The organism is Chondromyces crocatus (assembly GCF_001189295.1).
Classification (GTDB): Bacteria; Myxococcota_A; Polyangia; order Polyangiales; family Polyangiaceae; genus Chondromyces; species Chondromyces crocatus.
Map to the genome: position 1 here is coordinate 10,011,639 of NZ_CP012159.1, position 16,714 is coordinate 10,028,352.

Genomic DNA, 16,714 nt, shown 5'->3' on the forward strand with positions numbered 1-16,714 from the left:
CGCCCCTCGGACCGAGGACACTCCCCTCCATGAAGACGCAGGACCTGGCGATCGTGAAGTCCCTGGTGAGCGTCGCCTGGGCGGATGGCGAGTTCCACGACACCGAGCGAGAAATGGTGGAGGCACTCATCTCCGCGTTCGAGGCGAACGACACGGAGGCTCGGTTCATCCGCGAGTACGCGGCCGAGCAGAAGTCGATCGATGACATCCCGCTCGGCGATCTCTCGCCTGCGGATCGTCGGTTGCTGTTGCAGCACGCGGTCTACCTGACCTTCGTCGACAAGGTGCAGCACGAGTCGGAGAAGAAGTTCCTCGACGCGCTGTGGCAGCACCTGGAGATCCCCGAGGAGGAGGCGCGGCAGATCCGTGAAGGGGCCGAGGCACGCGCGCAGGCGCACATGACCATGCTCTGAGGCGTGCGGCCGGGGGCTCCGCCTGCCTCCGGGTCCGGCACGGTGCGCTGGGTGGGTGGGAAGCTCGGAGGGGCACGGGTGATGCGTGTCCCTCCGCGCTGCGCTTTCTCAGGTCAGGTCGGAGCGCCCAGGTCGCGCAGGAAGCCGCGGACGACCATCCTCGCGCAGTGGATGCGGTACTCCCGGGTGGAGCGGACGTCAGCGATGGGGGAGACGTCGGCGTCGACGGCAGCATCGACCTCCGATCCCTGGATTTCCTTCAACGGTCGCGAGAGTGCGAGGGCGCGGACGCTGGGCAGAAGCGCCGTGACGGGGGCGACGGAGGCCATGCCGAGGCCGAGGCGGACGAGGCGATCGCCGTCGAGCGCCGCGACGCCGGCCAGGGCGACCTTGGAGATGGACTGAGCGCGGCGGGTGCCGACCTTGCGCCAGATCCAGGGAGATCCCTCGGGCGGGAGGTCGATCTCGATGGCGACGATGACCTCGTCGGCCGCGCGCGTGGAGCGCTTGTAGGCGGTCTGGAGCTCCGCGAAGGGGATGCGGCGCTCGCCGCGGACGCTGCGGACGACGAGGGTGGCGTCGTACGCTGCGAGCGCGGTGACGCCGTCAGCGGCCGGAGAGGCGGTGGCGAGGTTGCCGCCCAGGGTGCCTCGGGCCTGGATCTGGAGGGCGCCGATGTCGCGGCTCATCCGCTCGAGCAAGGGTGCGCGCGTCACGACCTGGGGGTGTCGACGCAGGTCGAGGTAGGTCGCCGCGGCGCCGATGCGCAGGCGGTCGCCGTCGAACGTGATGCCCCGGAGTGCAGGGAGCCGAGAGACGTCGACGACGAGCGGGGATACTTCACCATCACGGCGCGCGGGGCGCGTCTCCTGTTCGACGAGCCAGTCGGTCCCACCGGCGAGCAGGATGGTGGCCTCGCCACGCGCGACACGCTCGGCGACGAGCGCACAGACGTCGGCGAGCTCGGCTGGACGCCGCATCTCGAAGAGGCGGAGATCCGAGACGCTCACGAGGCCCCCTTGACGCCCTGGGAGGCGTCTGCCGCTTCGCGTCGAAGCACCGCGGCGATGCGCACGCTCTCGACGATGCGCTGGTAGCCGGTACACCGGCAGAGGTTGCCAGCGAGGGCCTCACGGATGGCGGCCTCGCTGGGGTCGGGATCGCGGCGGAGGAGGTGCTCGGCGGAGATGAGCACGCCAGGGGTGCAGATGCCGCACTGCGCTCCGCCGTGATCGACGAAGCAACGCTGGAGCGGGCTGAGGTGCTCCGCAGCGCCGAGCCCTTCCACCGTGGTGATCTCGCGGCCTTCACACTGGCCCACGGCGACGAGACAGGCGTTGACCGGCTCGCCGTCGAGGAGGACGGTGCAAGCGCCGCACTCGCCTTCGGCGCAGCCTTCCTTGGTGCCGGTGAGGCCGAGCTGGTGGCGGAGGGCGTCGAGCAAACGCGCGAGCGGCGGGGACTCGATCTCGCGCCGCGTGCCGTTGACGGAGAGGGAGATCTTCATGGCGTCCCCTGGAGCGCGGCGATGCGGTGGAGTCGCTCTGGGGTCATGGGCAGGCTGTCGGCGATGAGGCCGACGGCGTGCTCGATGGCCGCGGCGAGGGCCGGAGCGCCACCATCCATCGGCAGCTCGCCGATGCCCTTGGCGCCACCGCCTGGTCCGTAAGGCCAGGGCTCTTCCACGAGCAGGGTGTGAAAGGGAGGCGCGTCGAGAGAGGTGGGGATGATGTAGTTCGTCATGCGGGGGTTCTTGATGAGGCCATCCTTCCAGACGACCTCTTCGCAGAGGGCCCAGCCGATGGCTTGCAGGGTGCCGCCTTCGATCTGGCCTTTGCACATCACGGGGTGGATGGCCTTGCCGACGTCGGTGGCCGACCAGAAGTTGGTGACGGAGACCTCGAAGGTGTCGAGGTCGACCTCGACCTCGGCGATGTCGCAGGCCCAGGCGAAGCAGGGATAAGCGTCACCTTTGTAGGTGGTGTCGTCCCACTGCACGAAGGCGGGGGGCTCGTACTGCTTGAGGCAGCCCACCGCTTCGCCCCGAGCGAGCAGCCTGTCGCCCGCCTCGGCGAACGTCCCCCCAGCGGCGGCCTGTTCGGCGGTGACGCGTGCGGCGACCTCGCGGGACGCGGACTCGACGATGGAGCCGACGACCATGACCGTGCGCGAGGCGACGGTGGGCCCGGAGTCGGGGACGACCGTGGTGCTCGGAACGGCGAAGTCGACATGGTCGAGCGCGATGCCCGCGGCGTCGGCAGCGATCTGGCGGAACACGGTCTCGGTGCCTTGACCGATGTCGGTGGAGCCGGTGCGGATCTGGAGCTTGCCGCCCGGCAGAAGGTCGATGGCGACCTTGCCCTTGAGCATGCGCTCTCCGGAGCCGGTGAAGCCCGCGCCATGCATGAAGACGGCCGCGCCGATGCCTCGCGCGGTGCGGCCCTGGCGCACAGGCCCTGCGGCGCGCTTCTCCTTGTAGCCACTCTCGGCCAGGGCGGCTTCGAGGCAAGCGGCGCCGCCGACGGAGAGCCCGAGCGTCTGGCCCGTGGCCGTCGTGTCGCCGGAATGAAGGAGGTTCTGCGCGCGGAGCGCCACGGGGTCGACACCCAGGGCGCGCGCGATGCGATCCATGTGCCGCTCGATGGCCCAGATGGTCTGGGGCGCGCCGAAGCCACGGAAGGCGCCGTTCGGGGGTGTGTTGGTCGCGACGGCGACGGAGTCGATCCAGACGTCTCGCCAGCGGTAAGCGCCAGCGGCGTGGAGCGTGCCGCGCGAGAGGACGACGGGGGTGAGGGTCATGTAGGCGCCGCCGTCCATGCGGATGCGCGCCTTGAGGGCGCGTAGCGTGCCATCGCGGTCACAGCCGCTGGTGATCTCGATCGTCGCGGGGTGGCGCTTGGTGGTCGCTTCGATGTCCTCGGTGCGGTCGTAGATCATCCGCACGGGCCGGCCGCTCTTCTTCGCGAGCAGCGCGGCATGGAGGGCGATGATGGAGGGGTACTCTTCCTTGCCGCCGAACCCGCCGCCTGTGACGGCCTGGGTCACGTGGACGCGCTCCGACGCGAGATCGAGGGCGCGCTTCAGCACCTTGTGGATGTAGTAGGGACACTGGAGCGAGCCGGTGACGTGGACGCCATCGTCGTCCCACCAGGTCACGAAGCCCTGCGGCTCGATGTAGAGCTGCTCCTGGTGGTGGGTGTCGTAGTGGCCGGAGACGACGACGTCGCAGGCCTCGATGACCGCGTCGATGGCGGCCTCGCTGGCGTCGCGCTCGGGAAGCTCGGCGCAGCCCTTGGTGATGAGGTAGCGCTTGAAGACGTTGTCCTCGCCCCAGATCACCTGCTTGGCCGCGAGCGCGTCGGCGATCTCGAGAACCGGGGGGAGCGGCTCGACGTCGAGGGTGATGGCGCGGGCCGCGCGATCGAGCTTGAGGCGATCGGGGCACGCGATCAGCGCGACGGGCTCGTACGCATGGAGGATCTTGTCGGCGGCGAGGACCGGCTGGTCTTCGGCGATGACGTACACGACATTCACCGGGACGTCGGCCGCCGTGACCACGGTGACATCGCTCCAGTCGAAGTCGGGGTCGAGACGGATGCCACGGAGGATGCCGTGAGGAAGCGTGCTGCGGATGGTGCGACCGAAGATCTCTCCCGGCATCGGGGGGAGATCATCGACGTACCGTGCAGCACCTGTGACTTTTGCAGCGCCGTCGGTCCGGGGAACACTGACGCCGACGGTGGGGGTCGGGGTGGGGCTCGTCGCCATGGGCTAGTCTCTGCGACGATATCCTGGCGAGCGTGTGGGCGTCGACTGCTTACGCCGCGTCGTCGAGGTCGGATTGACAGTCTCCATGGTGAGGCAGACCATCATGTTCATGCGCCAGCACAGGCCCAGTTTCTCTTGGATCGCGGCGGTGGCGGCGCTCTCGACCGCGGGTCTGGGAGCTTGTGTGCTTTCGACCGAGGGACGCTTCATGGAAGGAAACGCCGGTGCCGGCGGTCCTGGCATGGAGGAGGAGCTTGCTGGCACAGGCGGTCATGCGGGGAGCGGGGATGGCACCGGCGGTCAAGGGGGGAGCGGGGGCAACGGCGCGGGAGCGACGTGCAACGAACTCGGCTGGAGTCAGCGCGTAGCGCGCACCCGAGCCGCCCGGCAACCGGCAGGACTCGTGACGGACGCGGCGGGGAACATCATTTTGGCGAGCGCCTTCAGAGGCACGCTCACCACGCCAGAGGGATCGTTCGAAGCAGGCGCCGAAGGGGACGTTCTCATCGCGAAGTTCGACACGGAAGGCGCTCCGCTCTGGGCAAAGCCGCTCGGAGCCGCCAATCCGAGCGACAATGGGAGGGAAGCTGCCCACAGCATCGCTCTCGACGGTGAAGACATCGTGGTCACCGGACTGGCCGATGTGAACATCGACTTTGGCGGGGGCACCTCGGTGCTCGATGGTGGGCGCGACAATGGCTTCGTGCTGAAGCTGAATGCCGCCGGAGAACACCTCTGGAGCAAGGGCTACAATGACGTCACCGGCCGTGCCATCGCGGCGCGGGGTGGGGCGGTGGCGATGGCGGGCGTCATGAAGGCCGCATTCACGCCAGGCGATGGTGTCTCGACGCTCCCGTTCGGCGGCGGTGAGGATGCCGTGGTGCTCCTGTTCGACAGCGTCGGCCAGGCCCGGTGGGGACGAAGCTTTGGTGACAGCAGCAATCAGCGAGGGTTCGCCGTTGCCATCGACAGCACGGGCGCCGTCATCGCGGGAGGCGAGATGCAAGGGACGACCGCCTTCTCCCAGGACACGACGTTGTCCGCGATCAACCGCGCCGGGTTCCTTGTAAAGCTCACATCGACGGGAGAGACGGCCTGGGCCGAGCTGCACGATGGCCCCAACGACCAGGGTCTCCGCGCCGTCGCCGTAGACCGAAACGACGACATCATCGTCGCCGGCGAATTCCGCGATTCCGTGGACATTGATGGGATGCGTCTGCAAGCGTCGGGAGGGTGGGACATCTACCTCGCCAAGCTCTCCAGCGGCGGAGAACTCCTCTGGGCGAAGCGACTCGGTGAATCCAACGACCAGTACGTCCATGCCGTCGCCCTCGATGAAATGGGCAACATCTACCTCTCTGGACGATTCCGTGGACAGCTCACCTTGAACGACACCTTCACGCTGAATGCGGGCTCCAGGGACAGCCCTTTCGTGGCGGTCTTCGGTGCGAACGGCGAGGCGCTCCGGGGATGGTGTCATCCAAGCAATGACAGGGATCAAGCCGTGACGGCCATCGCGGTGGACCGCTGCGACAAGGTGGTCATTGCTGGCACCTTCGATGGCCATCTCGATCTCGGACAGGGAGCGCTTCCGGAGGGCACCGGCGACGAGCTGTTCCTGGCCAAGCTCCGGTCCATCGAACCGTCCCTCTCCCCCTGACCTTCACCCTGGTCTGGGGAGGCTATTCCCCTGCTCCTCCTTGAAGGCCTTCTGCGTCCGAAGCAGGCGCATGCAGGTCGGGGCGGATGTCTCGACCCGTGGTGCCGGTGGTCGGATGCCCCGCGGCGTCATCTGCCCTCGACTCAATGAAATGCAGCGCGGCGTCGCCATGGAATTCCCTGGAGCCATTCAATAGATCGCTGGCATGCGTCACGATACGCTCGGTGCATTCGAGCAGCGCCCGCGACCGACTCAGGACATCGTGGGCGCTCGAAACGAGGCCCGAAGAGCTACCGACCCGGCGTCGCGACTCGTTCACGAGGGATCGAGCATCCGACAGCAGCCGCTGAGATCCGTCCGCCAAGGCGCGAGAGCGCCGTAGAAGTCCATCCGACCGTCTCACCAGGAGCCATTATCCCCGCATTACCGCCCTGACGCTCGCCGATCGCTGCGTCGAGCTTACGCGTGGCTCAGGGGGATTACCGACGAATACGTCGTATTTTTCTCGGCTGGCACCCCTTTAACTTTCGGCTAATCTCGGATTCTGTCTGGTGCCTCGCCGGACCGTGCCCTGCACATCGAGCGCGATGGAGGCAGGTACCCCCTCGTCAAGGAGGTATTCCCATGGGATCCATCGATTACAGTCGGTTTTCCCGGGTGCTGGAGCGCTGCGAGGAGGTCGCCTCCGAGCCGGGCATGAAAATGAGCGTCGTCCGGGTCTACGAGGGAGCGCTCCGCGAAGCGGCGACGGCTTTCCTGGCCGCGCACGAGGCAGTCAAGAAGAGCGAAGCTTCGTACCGAAGGGAGCAACGTGAGCCCGCCGGGGCCCTGCTGACCCTGGATCGGCCATACCGTGAGGTCCGGGCTCGGGTGCTCGCATTCGCGCCGGAGTCGGTGCTTCCCGATTCGTTGCGGGTGCAGCAGAGCGACATGGAGCGGCTCGACGCCATCGAGAAGATGATCGACACGCTCGATGATCACGCGGGCGAGACCTGGGCCGACGAGCTGGCGCAGGGCACCTTCGGACAGCTCGCAGCGAGGACGGTGAAGGTGCTGAACGAGGCGTCCTCCACGGATTGGCGCCTCGCCGCGGCGCAGGAGGCGCGGGCGGCAGGGTACGGACCAGCATTCGAACGCTACCTGCGCTTCAAGCGCGCCGTCCGAGAGGCGCTCGGTCCGAAGTCGCGGCAATTTCAACGCATTCACCTGCGCACGCCGAACAGCGCCGATACAGGTCCGGAGACGCAGCCCGAGCCGCGGGGGGAGCCACCTCCCTCCCTGCCTCTGGGTTCGGTCGAGGCGATCCCGCCCACCGAGCGGGTGGGACGCGCCGCGCCCCCCGCCCAGTTCGGTATCCTCAAGCGCTCCGAGGTCCCCCCTCCGGGCTAGCGCGGCGTTTCCCCTGGAACGGCACCGCTTCAGCCGAGGAACCGAGGCGGGGCGCCCGTCAGCCGAAGCAAGTCGACGGGTTTGTCGAGATCAGCGAGCACGCTGGCGTCTTCGACGTCCTCGTCGACCACCCCTTCGCCCAGCTCGCGCAGGTGGTCACGCAGTGGCGGAGGCGTCGGCTCTCGGTAGCGTGCGAGGGCTTCGACGCGGATGACGATCGGATGTCCTCCGCGCCCCTCGTGCCGCGGACGCACCGCACGCGGCGGGGGCTCGCCCTGCTCGAGACGCGCGAGGAGCCGGGACACGGTGGCCGCGCTGGCCGGCGGGACATCCACTGGCGAGACGATGGCGATGTCGGTATCGGCGAGACGGCTGACGGCGACCGCGAGAGATCCTGCGGGGCCGAGCTCGTCGTCGGCGTGGGAGACCAGGAGGTCGAGCCCGGGGCGCACATAGCCGATCAAGGTGGTGATCACCTGCTGGCGCGCGACGATGAGGACGCGCCCGCTCTCCGCAGCGAGCCGCGCCTCGGCGTGTGCGATGACCAGGGGGCGCTCCGGAGCTCCCTTGGTGGCACCGGGCCACGCGAGGAGCGCCTTGGGCCCCCCGATGCGCGTTCCACGGCCCGCTGCGAGAAGGATTGCGACAGGACGGCTCATGCTTCTACCTCTGCGTGGGGATCGGGGGCTTCGACCAGGGCCTCGTTGACGGCGGACCAGCGGGCGCGCTGACGGCCAGCACGCCAGGCGATGAGCTCGGCGGCGATGGAGACGCCAATCTCGGCGGGGGTGCGGGCTCCGATGTCGATGCCGATGGGGATGCGCACGCGGCCCATGTCGGTCTCGCTGATCCCCTTCGCCTCCAGGCGCGCACGGGTGCGAGCCGCCTTGGCGCGACTACCGACCGCGCCCACGAAGCCGAAGCCACGCTGGATGGCCCACTCGACCGCTGCCTGGTCGAGCTGGTGGTCGTGGGTCATCACCACCACGGCCGCCTCGGCGAAAGCGCCCTGGAAGAGCGCGGCCACCTCCGGATCATCGTGCTCGGCATGAACGAGACGCACGGCGTGCGCGGCTCGCGGCTCGTCGACGCGCAACCCCGGGGGGAGGTTCGCGCCTGCAGGAGGGGCCGCCAGGGGGACGAGGCGTGAGAGATCCGCGGCCGACTCGCGCGCGTCGCAGAGGGTGACGCGGAAACCGAGCGCTGCGAGGAGCGGTGCCGTGAAGGTGCCGACGTGGCCCGCTCCCACCACGAGCACGTGGACGGCCGGGTGCATGGGCTCGATGAGAATCTCGACGGACCCGCCGCAGCACATGCCGAGGGAGGCGCCGAGCCGGAAGGTGTCGAGCCGGGGTGCACTGGTCGGGTCCTCGAGGGCGTGTCCCATGGCGGAGAGGACGGCCTTCTCCACGGCGCCACCACCAACGGTGCCCACCGCGGTGAGATCTTCGAGGAGACAGAGCTTCTGCCCAGGGGTCGAGGGAGCCGAGCCATGACGCGCCACCACCGAGGCAAGGACGACCCGCCGTCCTCGCTCGAGCGCATCGAGGGCCACGCGCAGGACCTCGTGCGGCAAGGCAGTGCGCGGGATGAGCTGGCTCAGATCGGGCATAGGTGAAATCCTAGCGGGCCCTCGCCGGGACGAAAGGATCAGATGATTGCCCCCGCCACTGCCCCCGCGCTCGCCAGCGCACTCACCGACCCTGGCTTCACGCCCGGGCGGCGTCACTTTTCGGAGTTGCTCGATCTCGTCGCGAGAGGTGACGAGAGCCTCGGTGAGCTCGCCGAGAAGGCGCTGCGCCGCGTGGGCTCCGCTGCTTTGCCTGCTGCGCTCGCCCGAGCGGCCGATGCGCTGCCTCGAGAGCGCGCGCTGCTGATCCGGTTGATCGGTCGAATCGCGATGACCCTGATCGAGGCGCCTCCGAACGCTGCCCCCCCCAGCAGCGCAGCGACCCCATCGACGCCCGTGGCGCCTGCAGGTGAAGCTCAGGAAGGCCAGGCCAACGACATGCACACGACATCCACGGAGGCGGCGCCGCTTGCTGCGGTCCGGGCGTTCCTGCTCGCACAGCTCCGCGACGAGGACGCGCGGACGCGGCGGCTCTCTGCGGTGGCCCTCGGAAAGCTCGGCGAGGGACCCACACCTGGCGAGATGGAGGAGGCGCTGCTGGCGGCGGCGCGCCAGGAGACCTCGCTGGATGCGCGGCGCGCGATGCTCTCGGCACTGGGTCGCGTGGGCGGGCGCGAGGCGCTCGCGCTGCTCGAAGGGCTGTCGCTGGACCAAGAGGTCGACACGGCGCGCTCGCGGGCCGCGCTGATGGTGAAGCGGACGCTGTCGCGCGAGCGCGCATCGTCGATCCGCGCCGAGGTGAAGCCGGAGCGTCCGATGAAGATTGCGGCGCGCTGTCGACCAGGACTGGAGCGAATCCTCCAGGAAGAGCTCGCCACCGTCGGCGAGAAGATGCCGAAGGTCGCACACGACCCGCCCGGCGGCGTACGCGTGGAGCTGTCGCTGACGAAGCCACTGTCGGCACTGTTCCAGGCCCGGACGATGCTGTCGTTCGCGCTGGCCTTGCCGGCGCGTGCGCTGCGGGCCGGCGAGGACGTGGCCGACGCGGTGGCAGAGCGGTTGCTCTCGCGCGAGGCAGGCGCGGCACTCCGCGGACTCACCTCGGGGCCGGTTCGTTACCGGGTGGCATGGGCGGCTGGTGGCAAGCGGCGGGCGATGACATGGAAGGTCGCGCAGGCAGTGCAAGCGCGCGCGCCCGATCTGGTGAACGATCCGCGCGACAGCGTCTGGGAGGTCCATGTTCACGAGTCGCACGATCGGGTGCGCGTGGAGCTGTCGCCGAGCGTGCCGGATCCGCGCTTCGCTTACCGGCAAGGTGACGTGCCGGCAGCATCGCATCCGACCCTCGCGGCAGCGCTGGCGCGGATCGCCGGGGCTCGACCCGACGACGTGGTGTGGGATCCGTTCGTCGGCTCGGGGCTCGAGCTCTGCGAGCGAGCGAAGCTCGGCCCCTATCGCCGCCTGATCGGCTCGGACATCGATCCGGACGCGCTCACGGTGGCGCGGAAAAACCTGAACGCGGCGAGCGCGCAAGGGTTCGAGCTGTTCGAGTACGACGCGCTCTCGTTCGGGTTGCCCTGGGGTCGCGCAGGAAAGGGACGGGGGGATGGTGAGGCACCCACGCTGATCATCACCAACCCGCCCATGGGACGCCGCGTGCATCGACGAGCCGACCTCGGCGACATGCTGGAACGCTTCATTCGCTGCGTGGCGGGGGTACTCGCCCCTGGGGGCAGGCTCGTGTGGATCTCGCCAATGCCGGCGCGAACCGAGTCGGCCGCAGAGCGATCAGGTCTTCAGGCCGGGCTGCTCACATCGATCGACATGGGCGGGTTCGAGGCGCAGATCCAGGTCTTCTCCAGAGAGATCGACGACGCCCGCGAGACGCGAAGCGCCCCCAGGCAGAGCGCCAACCGCTCGCCTGTTCAGGGCGAGAGCCGCCACCGCCGCCCCGACCACGACGGCGACGAGCATCAGGATCAACACGCTGCGCCAGGGCGCCCGCGCGGGCGGTTGGTCGGGAAGAACGAACCCACCCCCGGGCGCAGCGAACGGAGACGCGGCGGCCGGACCTGAAGCACCACCTGCGAAGGGCGCGCCTCCCGCAAAGGGAGCCACGCCCGTCTCGCCAGGGCGCGGATGCTGCCCGAAGCCCGCCACCGGCGACGGACCGAGCAGGCCCCCCTGAGGAGGCATCGCGCCAGGGAAACCCACCGGAGGCGCTGCGCCTCCGGAGAACCCCACGCCACCATGCCCACCGAAGCCGGGCGGTGGCCCTCCCCCCTTCGAGGGATCACCAGGAGAGCCCCCTGCCGCCCCTGGTCCCCCAGGCGCGACCCCGCCGTACCCTCCAGGTTGTGGTGTCGGCCCGCCGTACCCTCCAAGTTGTGGTGTCGGCCCGCCGTACCCTCCAGGCGACGGTGAAGCGTTGGGGGCCACGCCTCCATAGCCCCCTGGTGCGCCGTACGGTGCCGAGCGCGGAAAGGCCCCACCAGCAGCGGGGCCCGGGCCCGGGAATGCCCCCGCACCGCCCCCCTGCGGAGACGGCGCGAACGCCGCCGCAGCACCGAAACTTGCGTGACCCGTCGCCGCTGACGAAGCACCGAGCCCCGGCATCGCGCGCTGCAAGCCCGCAGCGAGCGAGGCATCGGGCGACCCGTCACGCATGACGGTGCGCACATCGTCGTCGTCGTCTTCCGCGTACGAGGCGGGGAGCCCCTGCATCGGAGAGAGTCCCGCGCCGCGGCTCGCCCACGGCGCATCAGGCATCCCCGGCGAAGCCGACATGTCGAGCGCGACGGTGCTCCCCAGGTGCGCGCTCGCCGACGCTGGCAATGGCAATCCCGGCCTCGCCGCGGACGGGCCCGCCCCAGGTCCCCCACCACCTCGTGACGAAGGCGCTGGCGCAGGGATGTTCACATGGCCGCTGTTCTCCAGGAGCCGCTGCACGGGGTACTCGCGCATCACGGTCGCGGCGCTGTCGTCGTCGTCGTCGTCCGCGAGGGGCTGCGCAACGCGAGGGAGAGCGTGAGGCGCAGCGCCGAACGCCGGCAGCCCCCCGGGCTGCCCTGGTGGCGCGGCGGGCTGACCGAAATGCCCCGCAGGGACACCTGCGGCTGGACGCTGCATGGGCTGCCCCGCAGCAGGTCGCACCCCGTGCCCTCCAGCGCGCGTGTGCTCGGACGCGTCCGTCGATCGCATCACGGTGCGGACGTCGTCGTCGTCATCCTCGTCGTTGGTGGCGTCTTCGTCTTCGAGCGGTCCCAGCGAGCGTACGGTCATGTCCGGATGCCATTCCTCCAGGGCGCGCCGCAGCGAAGCTGCATTGCGAATGCGATGCTCGGGTTCTCGCTGGAAGGCGCTGTCGAGGATGTGCTGGAGATCGTCATCCCCGACGTCGAACACGGCGAGGGGTGCCGGCGAAGCGGCAGCGAGGCGCTGCCTGGTCTCCACATCATTCGCGCCACCGAACGCCGAGGTCGCGGTGAGCATCTCGTAGAGCGTGGCGGCGATGGCCCACACGTCGTCCACGACAGAGAGATCGCCTCCAGCAGAGCGCTCGGGCGACTGATACGCGAGCCGCCCAGGGATCCTACGTACATCGACGAGTATCCCCTTCGATGAGCGGTCGACCGCGCTGGTGACGACACAGGCTGGCGAGATGCTGCCGTGGGCCACGCCCAGCGCATGCAGCGCCTCGACGCGCTTCGCGAGACGGATCGCCCAGCCCACCGCGTCGAGCTCGTTGAGCGGTCCATCGCGCGAGATTCGGTCGGCGAGCGTTTCCACGGAAGGCCCGAGCCTAGTACCGCTCACGCGAAGTTTGTATCAGGAAGCGCGCTCTTCGCGTCAGTCGAGCGACTGTGCCCGCGGCGTTCCATCGGGCAAGGATCCTGATACAAAGCAGAGGATGGGTTCCTCTACCCTCACGACGAGAGGTCACTCCACGGGTCAAAAACCCCGCAATTTGCCCTCTCCGCGTCTGCCCTCGAAGACACACGCGTCCACCGACGCGAGCGCACCGAACGGCGTGAAAAGCGGGCTCAACCAGCGTCGAGCCGCAGTGCCGAAGCGCACGAGATGGGTGCTCTTGGCCGCCGTGACCGTCTTTCCGCTCGGCTGCGGACACACGCTGGTCATGAAAGAAACCCGCGACCCCGAGCAGCCGGCAACCACGGTTCGCTACCTTGGCGTACGCGGGGGGACACGGCTTTACCCGGACTACAGCGCCCTGAAGGCCAGCATCCTCGCGCCCCCCGGAACTCCCTCTGCCTCCGGAAGCACCATGCCAGCAGGTGCGCCCGCACGACCTTCCACTGGAGTCACGCGATGAGGCAGCGCGTCATGACGCTCCTGGTCGTGTTCACCGCAGGGTGCGTCAGCAAGCAAGCGCTCACGGACCGCCTGGTCTCCGCCGCCCAGCCAGCACATCTCCCGCTCGTCGTCGCGTGCTGGGAGAAGCAAATCGAGACCGACGGCTTCCAGAGCGACTACACCGCCAGCCTGGATTTCACGGTCGAGAAGAAGACATCCCGCATCCTCCGAGCCCGTACCCGCAGCGTCGAACCGGATGACGCACAAGGGCGAGCGCTCGCCGCGTGCGTCGAGGAAGCCCTGGCCAGGACGACACTTCCCCGCGAGGCCGACGCCGAAGGACCAGGGTTCGTGATGGCCTCCGATGTCGAGGTCCGAGGCTATCGGATCGCGTTCGTCGGGCCGAAGGCAGAGACGCGGGAGCGCGCCGCAGAGCGTCAAGCGCACGTGCTCCTCGGCCCGCGCGCCGACCGCTGCCAGGGGCTTTACCAGTATGCCCCCCCCCGGGACGCCGCCACGCTGTCTGCCGAGCTGTCCGAGCGGGAGCGAAAGGTCGACGCCACCGCGAGCGGCGATCGCGACCAGCACGCGCGCGAGCTCCAGAAGACCTACGACACCCAGCTCGAACTGCGGGAACGCCTGCGGCTCGACGCGGCCCACCCCGACGTCCCCTTGCCGAGCCAGAAGCGCCTCCTCGAGGCGATGCAGCAAGTCGAGCAGGATGCCCGCCGTACCGGTGCGTTGATCCGCTGTGAGCCCCCCCTGTCGCGTCGCTGAACGTCACTCCTTGGGCGGCGGCGCTGCCTCTGCTTCGGTCGGCACGATGCGCACCCGGCGCACTCGGCGCCCCGCGACGTCGATCGCCACCAGCGTGTACCCATCACACTCGACGCGCTCCCCGGCCTCCGGAGGGTGCTCAAGGCGCGCGATCATGTACCCGCCGACCGTCTCCACGCTCTTCATCTCGGGCAGCAGCACGATGTGCGCATCCCTCTCCAGATCGGCCAGGAGCACCCGCCCATCGACATCGACGATGCCACCACCCCGCCGGTGGATCGGCGGCACCTCCTCGTCATTCTCGTCACGGATCTCGCCGACGATCTCCTCGAGCAGATCCTCCATCGTGACGAGACCGATGAACTCCCCCGTGGCCGAGGTGATGATCGCCACGGGGACCTGGCGCGCCTGCATCTCCAGACGCAGCCGCTCCACGGTGGTGTTCTCTCGCGCGAAGATGGGCTTCCGCAACAGCTCCGCCACGCGCGACGCGCGGCGCCGCCCGCTCAGCACGTCGAACAGATCGCGCAGGTGCAGGTAACCGAGCACCGTCTTGCCCGTCTCGTCGAGCACCGGGTAGCGCGAGTAGCCCGCGTCCCCGGCAAGCTTGACCGCCTCGTCGATCGTCATGTTCCCGCGCAACGTGGCCGCGTCCGTGCGCAGCGACATCACGTTACGCGCCGTACGACGACGCAGATCGAAGATCCGGACCAGCATGCTGCGGAGCGCCGGATCGAGGCCTGCGGGGCTCCGCGTGAGCAACAACCGCAACTCCTCGGAGGTGTGCGCGATCTCTTCCTCCTTCGCAGGCTGGAGCCCGAGGAGGCGGACGAATGCATTCGCCAGTGAGTTCAGAACCCAGATGATCGGCCAGGCGAAGAGGAAGAAGCCGTGCAGCGGCCAGGCAGCGAACAGGGTGACTTGCTCGGTTCGCTGGATGGCGAGCGACTTCGGCGCCAGCTCTCCGATCACGGTGTGCAGCGCGGTGATCACGATGAACGAGATCGCGATCGCAATTCCGTGCGCACCGATGCCGGACCAGCTCCCGAGCGGCTCCAGGAACGGCTCGATGAGGTGCGCGATGGCCGGCTCGCCGAGCCAGCCGAGACCCAGAGAGGCGAGGGTGATGCCCAGCTGGTTTGCCGAGAGATACGCGTCGAGTCGCTGCGAGATGCGCAGGGCCAGCCGCGCACGCGCATTCCCTTCGCGCACCAGCTGCTCCAGCCGCGTCGGACGCATCTTCACGATCGCGAACTCCGACGCGACGAAGAAGGCGTTCAACAGCACGAGGAGCGCGGTGGCCAGGAGATAAACGATCGTCATGACGGGGGTGCTCTCCCCTGACGCCGCGTCACCTCGGGGGCTTCGCGGCGCAGAGGCGGGAGCGTGTCAGATCTTGGCCAGCTCGAGGATACGGCGCCTGGGGTCGAGGCCACCGCTGCCGAACTGCTCGAGGAGAGCGTCTGCGGGCGACTGACCACGCGAGACCAGAGAGCTGAGCCGCTCCAGGTGCACGCGCTCGTCTTTCCCGTTCTTGTTCAGACGATTCCGACGCTCCAGTCCCCCCGACGCGATGTCGAGCAACCGCTCGGCGTACACGGCGAGCTTCTCGCCTCGGAAGGTCGCCGTGAGCGCCTGCTCGGCGATCGCCGGTCGGAGCGCCATCAGCTCGTCGTACGTGAAGCTCTCCGAGAAGGCGTCGGCCGCATCGAGCGCACGCTCGTCGTACAGGATGCCCGCCCAGAGCGCGGGCAGCGCGCAGATGAGGTTCGTCGGCAGCGAGTCGGCGCCACGCACCTCGATGGTCCGCTTCAAGCGCACCTCGGGGAACATGGAGTTGAGGTGCGTCTCCCAGTCGGTCCGCGTCGCCCGGTAGCCGCGGTGGCCTTGAGCCATGAACTGGCGGAACGTCTGGCTAGTGTTGTCGATGACGTGCCCATCCCTCTTGATGAGGAACATCGGTGCATCGAGCGCCCACTCGACGTAGTCGACGAAGCCTCGTCCTCCCTCCAGCACGCGCTGGATCAACCCTTGCCGCGAAGGATCCACGTCGAGCCACACGCGCGCGCGGTAGCTCCTGCCTCCCCACGCCTTGCCCTCGTAGAAGGGAGAGTTCGCGAACATCGCGGTCACCAGCGGCGACAAGCGGAGCGACACCCGCAAGGCGCGCATGGCCTTCTCCTCGCTCGCGTAGTCGAAGTTGGCCTGCACGGTACACGTCCGGCGCATCATGTCGTGCCCGTACTGCCCTCGCGTGGGCAGGTAGCTGCGCATGATCGGATAGCGCCCCTTGGGCACCCAGGTGAGATCCTCTTGCCGTGCGAGCGGATGGAACCCGATCCCCAACCAGATCAGGTTCAGCTCGGCCGAGATGTCGCGCAGCTCGGCCAGGTGGCCGCTCATCTCCAGACAGATCTGGTGAACGTTTTCCAGCGGAGCACCGGACAGCTCGAGCTGCCCTCCCGGCTCCAGGGTCACCGACGCGCCACCGCGGTGGAGCGCGAGCAGCGGACCACCAGGCACCTCGGGCTCCGGCGACCAGCCGTGCCGCTCGATCAGAGCCTCGAGCACCGTGACGACGCTGCGCGCGCCGTCGTACGGGAGCGCTGCTCCCGTCGTCGAATCTACGCCGAACTTTTCTGCTTCTGCACCGATCCGGTGAAATTCCTCGGGCTTCATCGCCTCGAAGAACGGAGTGAGGAGTTCGTCCCGCGAGCTCAGGACCTGCTCATTGGAATCGCTCGCCAGGCTACCTTCGGCCATCTTCAACCTTGCTCTGGTGCATCTTTGTGCGGCTGGTAGTCCCTCTCGGGCAAGTACGCC

Annotated in this window: 12 protein-coding genes; 5 read left to right on the forward strand and 7 right to left on the reverse strand. The window is 68.8% G+C overall.

Annotation, left to right across the window (positions count from 1 at the left end):
* Nucleotides 1-29: 29 nt before the first annotated feature.
* Nucleotides 30-413, forward strand: a complete 384-nt coding sequence (locus CMC5_RS36200; RefSeq protein ID WP_050434678.1) for a DUF533 domain-containing protein — start codon at nucleotides 30-32, stop codon at nucleotides 411-413.
* A 113-nt stretch (nucleotides 414-526) separates the two neighbouring features.
* On the opposite strand, the gene CMC5_RS36205 is transcribed toward CMC5_RS36200, so the two are convergent.
* The 3 genes from CMC5_RS36205 to CMC5_RS36215 are packed head-to-tail and all read right to left on the reverse strand — an operon-like array spanning nucleotide 527 to nucleotide 4,181.
* Entirely contained in the window at nucleotides 527-1,423 is an 897-nt protein-coding gene (locus CMC5_RS36205; RefSeq protein ID WP_050434679.1) for an FAD binding domain-containing protein, read from the reverse strand.
* Nucleotides 1,420-1,920: a (2Fe-2S)-binding protein gene (locus CMC5_RS36210; RefSeq protein WP_050434680.1), complete on the reverse strand. Its 501-nt coding sequence runs from the start codon at nucleotides 1,918-1,920 to the stop codon at nucleotides 1,420-1,422. The genes CMC5_RS36205 and CMC5_RS36210 overlap by 4 nt, the downstream gene beginning before the upstream one ends.
* Entirely contained in the window at nucleotides 1,917-4,181 is a 2,265-nt protein-coding gene (locus CMC5_RS36215) for a xanthine dehydrogenase family protein molybdopterin-binding subunit (protein ID WP_050434681.1), read from the reverse strand. Before CMC5_RS36215 ends, CMC5_RS36210 begins: the two co-directional genes overlap by 4 nt.
* Nucleotides 4,182-4,389: 208 nt before the next feature.
* Between CMC5_RS36215 and CMC5_RS36220 the strand changes: the two genes are divergently transcribed.
* Both CMC5_RS36220 and CMC5_RS36225 read left to right on the forward strand, forming a co-directional pair.
* Nucleotides 4,390-5,841 carry a hypothetical protein gene (locus tag CMC5_RS36220; RefSeq protein ID WP_156339125.1) on the forward strand — a complete coding sequence of 484 codons (1,452 nt, stop codon included), beginning with the start codon at nucleotides 4,390-4,392 and terminating at the stop codon, nucleotides 5,839-5,841.
* 624 nt (nucleotides 5,842-6,465) lie between these two features.
* Nucleotides 6,466-7,230, forward strand: a complete 765-nt coding sequence (locus CMC5_RS36225; RefSeq protein ID WP_050434683.1) for a hypothetical protein — start codon at nucleotides 6,466-6,468, stop codon at nucleotides 7,228-7,230.
* Nucleotides 7,231-7,259: 29 nt separating this feature from the next.
* Here the strand turns inward: CMC5_RS36225 and CMC5_RS36230 are convergent, their stop codons facing one another.
* Entirely contained in the window at nucleotides 7,260-7,889 is a 630-nt protein-coding gene (locus CMC5_RS36230; RefSeq protein WP_050434684.1) for a nucleotidyltransferase family protein, read from the reverse strand.
* The gene (locus CMC5_RS36235) at nucleotides 7,886-8,842 is read right to left on the reverse strand and encodes an XdhC family protein (protein WP_050434685.1); all 957 of its coding nucleotides are present in this window, start codon (nucleotides 8,840-8,842) and stop codon (nucleotides 7,886-7,888) included. The genes CMC5_RS36230 and CMC5_RS36235 overlap by 4 nt, the downstream gene beginning before the upstream one ends.
* A gap of 42 nt (nucleotides 8,843-8,884) precedes the next feature.
* On the opposite strand from CMC5_RS36235, the gene CMC5_RS36240 reads away from it, so the two are divergent.
* Both CMC5_RS36240 and CMC5_RS36250 read left to right on the forward strand, forming a co-directional pair.
* Nucleotides 8,885-10,876 carry a HEAT repeat domain-containing protein gene (locus CMC5_RS36240; protein WP_050434686.1) on the forward strand — a complete coding sequence of 664 codons (1,992 nt, stop codon included), beginning with the start codon at nucleotides 8,885-8,887 and terminating at the stop codon, nucleotides 10,874-10,876.
* A 2,268-nt stretch (nucleotides 10,877-13,144) separates the two neighbouring features.
* Nucleotides 13,145-13,891, forward strand: a complete 747-nt coding sequence (locus CMC5_RS36250) for a hypothetical protein (protein ID WP_050434688.1) — start codon at nucleotides 13,145-13,147, stop codon at nucleotides 13,889-13,891.
* Nucleotides 13,892-13,894: 3 nt separating this feature from the next.
* Here the strand turns inward: CMC5_RS36250 and CMC5_RS36255 are convergent, their stop codons facing one another.
* Together CMC5_RS36255 and CMC5_RS36260 are read right to left on the reverse strand one after the other, a co-directional pair.
* Nucleotides 13,895-15,214, reverse strand: coding sequence for a hemolysin family protein (locus CMC5_RS36255; RefSeq protein ID WP_050434689.1), 1,320 nt, complete (start codon nucleotides 15,212-15,214; stop codon nucleotides 13,895-13,897).
* 66 nt (nucleotides 15,215-15,280) lie between these two features.
* Nucleotides 15,281-16,654: a glutamate--cysteine ligase gene (locus CMC5_RS36260; RefSeq protein ID WP_063796409.1), complete on the reverse strand. Its 1,374-nt coding sequence runs from the start codon at nucleotides 16,652-16,654 to the stop codon at nucleotides 15,281-15,283.
* Nucleotides 16,655-16,714 lie beyond the last annotated feature (60 nt).

Coding starts and splice junctions, on each gene's coding strand:
- CMC5_RS36200 (WP_050434678.1), top strand. CDS start 30: ATGAAGACGCAGGACCTGGCGATCGTGAAGTCCCTGGTGAGCGTCGCC.
- CMC5_RS36210 (WP_050434680.1), bottom strand. CDS start 1,920: ATGAAGATCTCCCTCTCCGTCAACGGCACGCGGCGCGAGATCGAGTCC.
- CMC5_RS36215 (WP_050434681.1), bottom strand. CDS start 4,181: ATGGCGACGAGCCCCACCCCGACCCCCACCGTCGGCGTCAGTGTTCCC.
- CMC5_RS36220 (WP_156339125.1), top strand. CDS start 4,390: ATGGAAGGAAACGCCGGTGCCGGCGGTCCTGGCATGGAGGAGGAGCTT.
- CMC5_RS36225 (WP_050434683.1), top strand. CDS start 6,466: ATGGGATCCATCGATTACAGTCGGTTTTCCCGGGTGCTGGAGCGCTGC.
- CMC5_RS36230 (WP_050434684.1), bottom strand. CDS start 7,889: ATGAGCCGTCCTGTCGCAATCCTTCTCGCAGCGGGCCGTGGAACGCGC.
- CMC5_RS36235 (WP_050434685.1), bottom strand. CDS start 8,842: ATGCCCGATCTGAGCCAGCTCATCCCGCGCACTGCCTTGCCGCACGAG.
- CMC5_RS36240 (WP_050434686.1), top strand. CDS start 8,885: ATGATTGCCCCCGCCACTGCCCCCGCGCTCGCCAGCGCACTCACCGAC.
- CMC5_RS36250 (WP_050434688.1), top strand. CDS start 13,145: ATGACGCTCCTGGTCGTGTTCACCGCAGGGTGCGTCAGCAAGCAAGCG.
- CMC5_RS36255 (WP_050434689.1), bottom strand. CDS start 15,214: ATGACGATCGTTTATCTCCTGGCCACCGCGCTCCTCGTGCTGTTGAAC.
- CMC5_RS36260 (WP_063796409.1), bottom strand. CDS start 16,654: ATGGCCGAAGGTAGCCTGGCGAGCGATTCCAATGAGCAGGTCCTGAGC.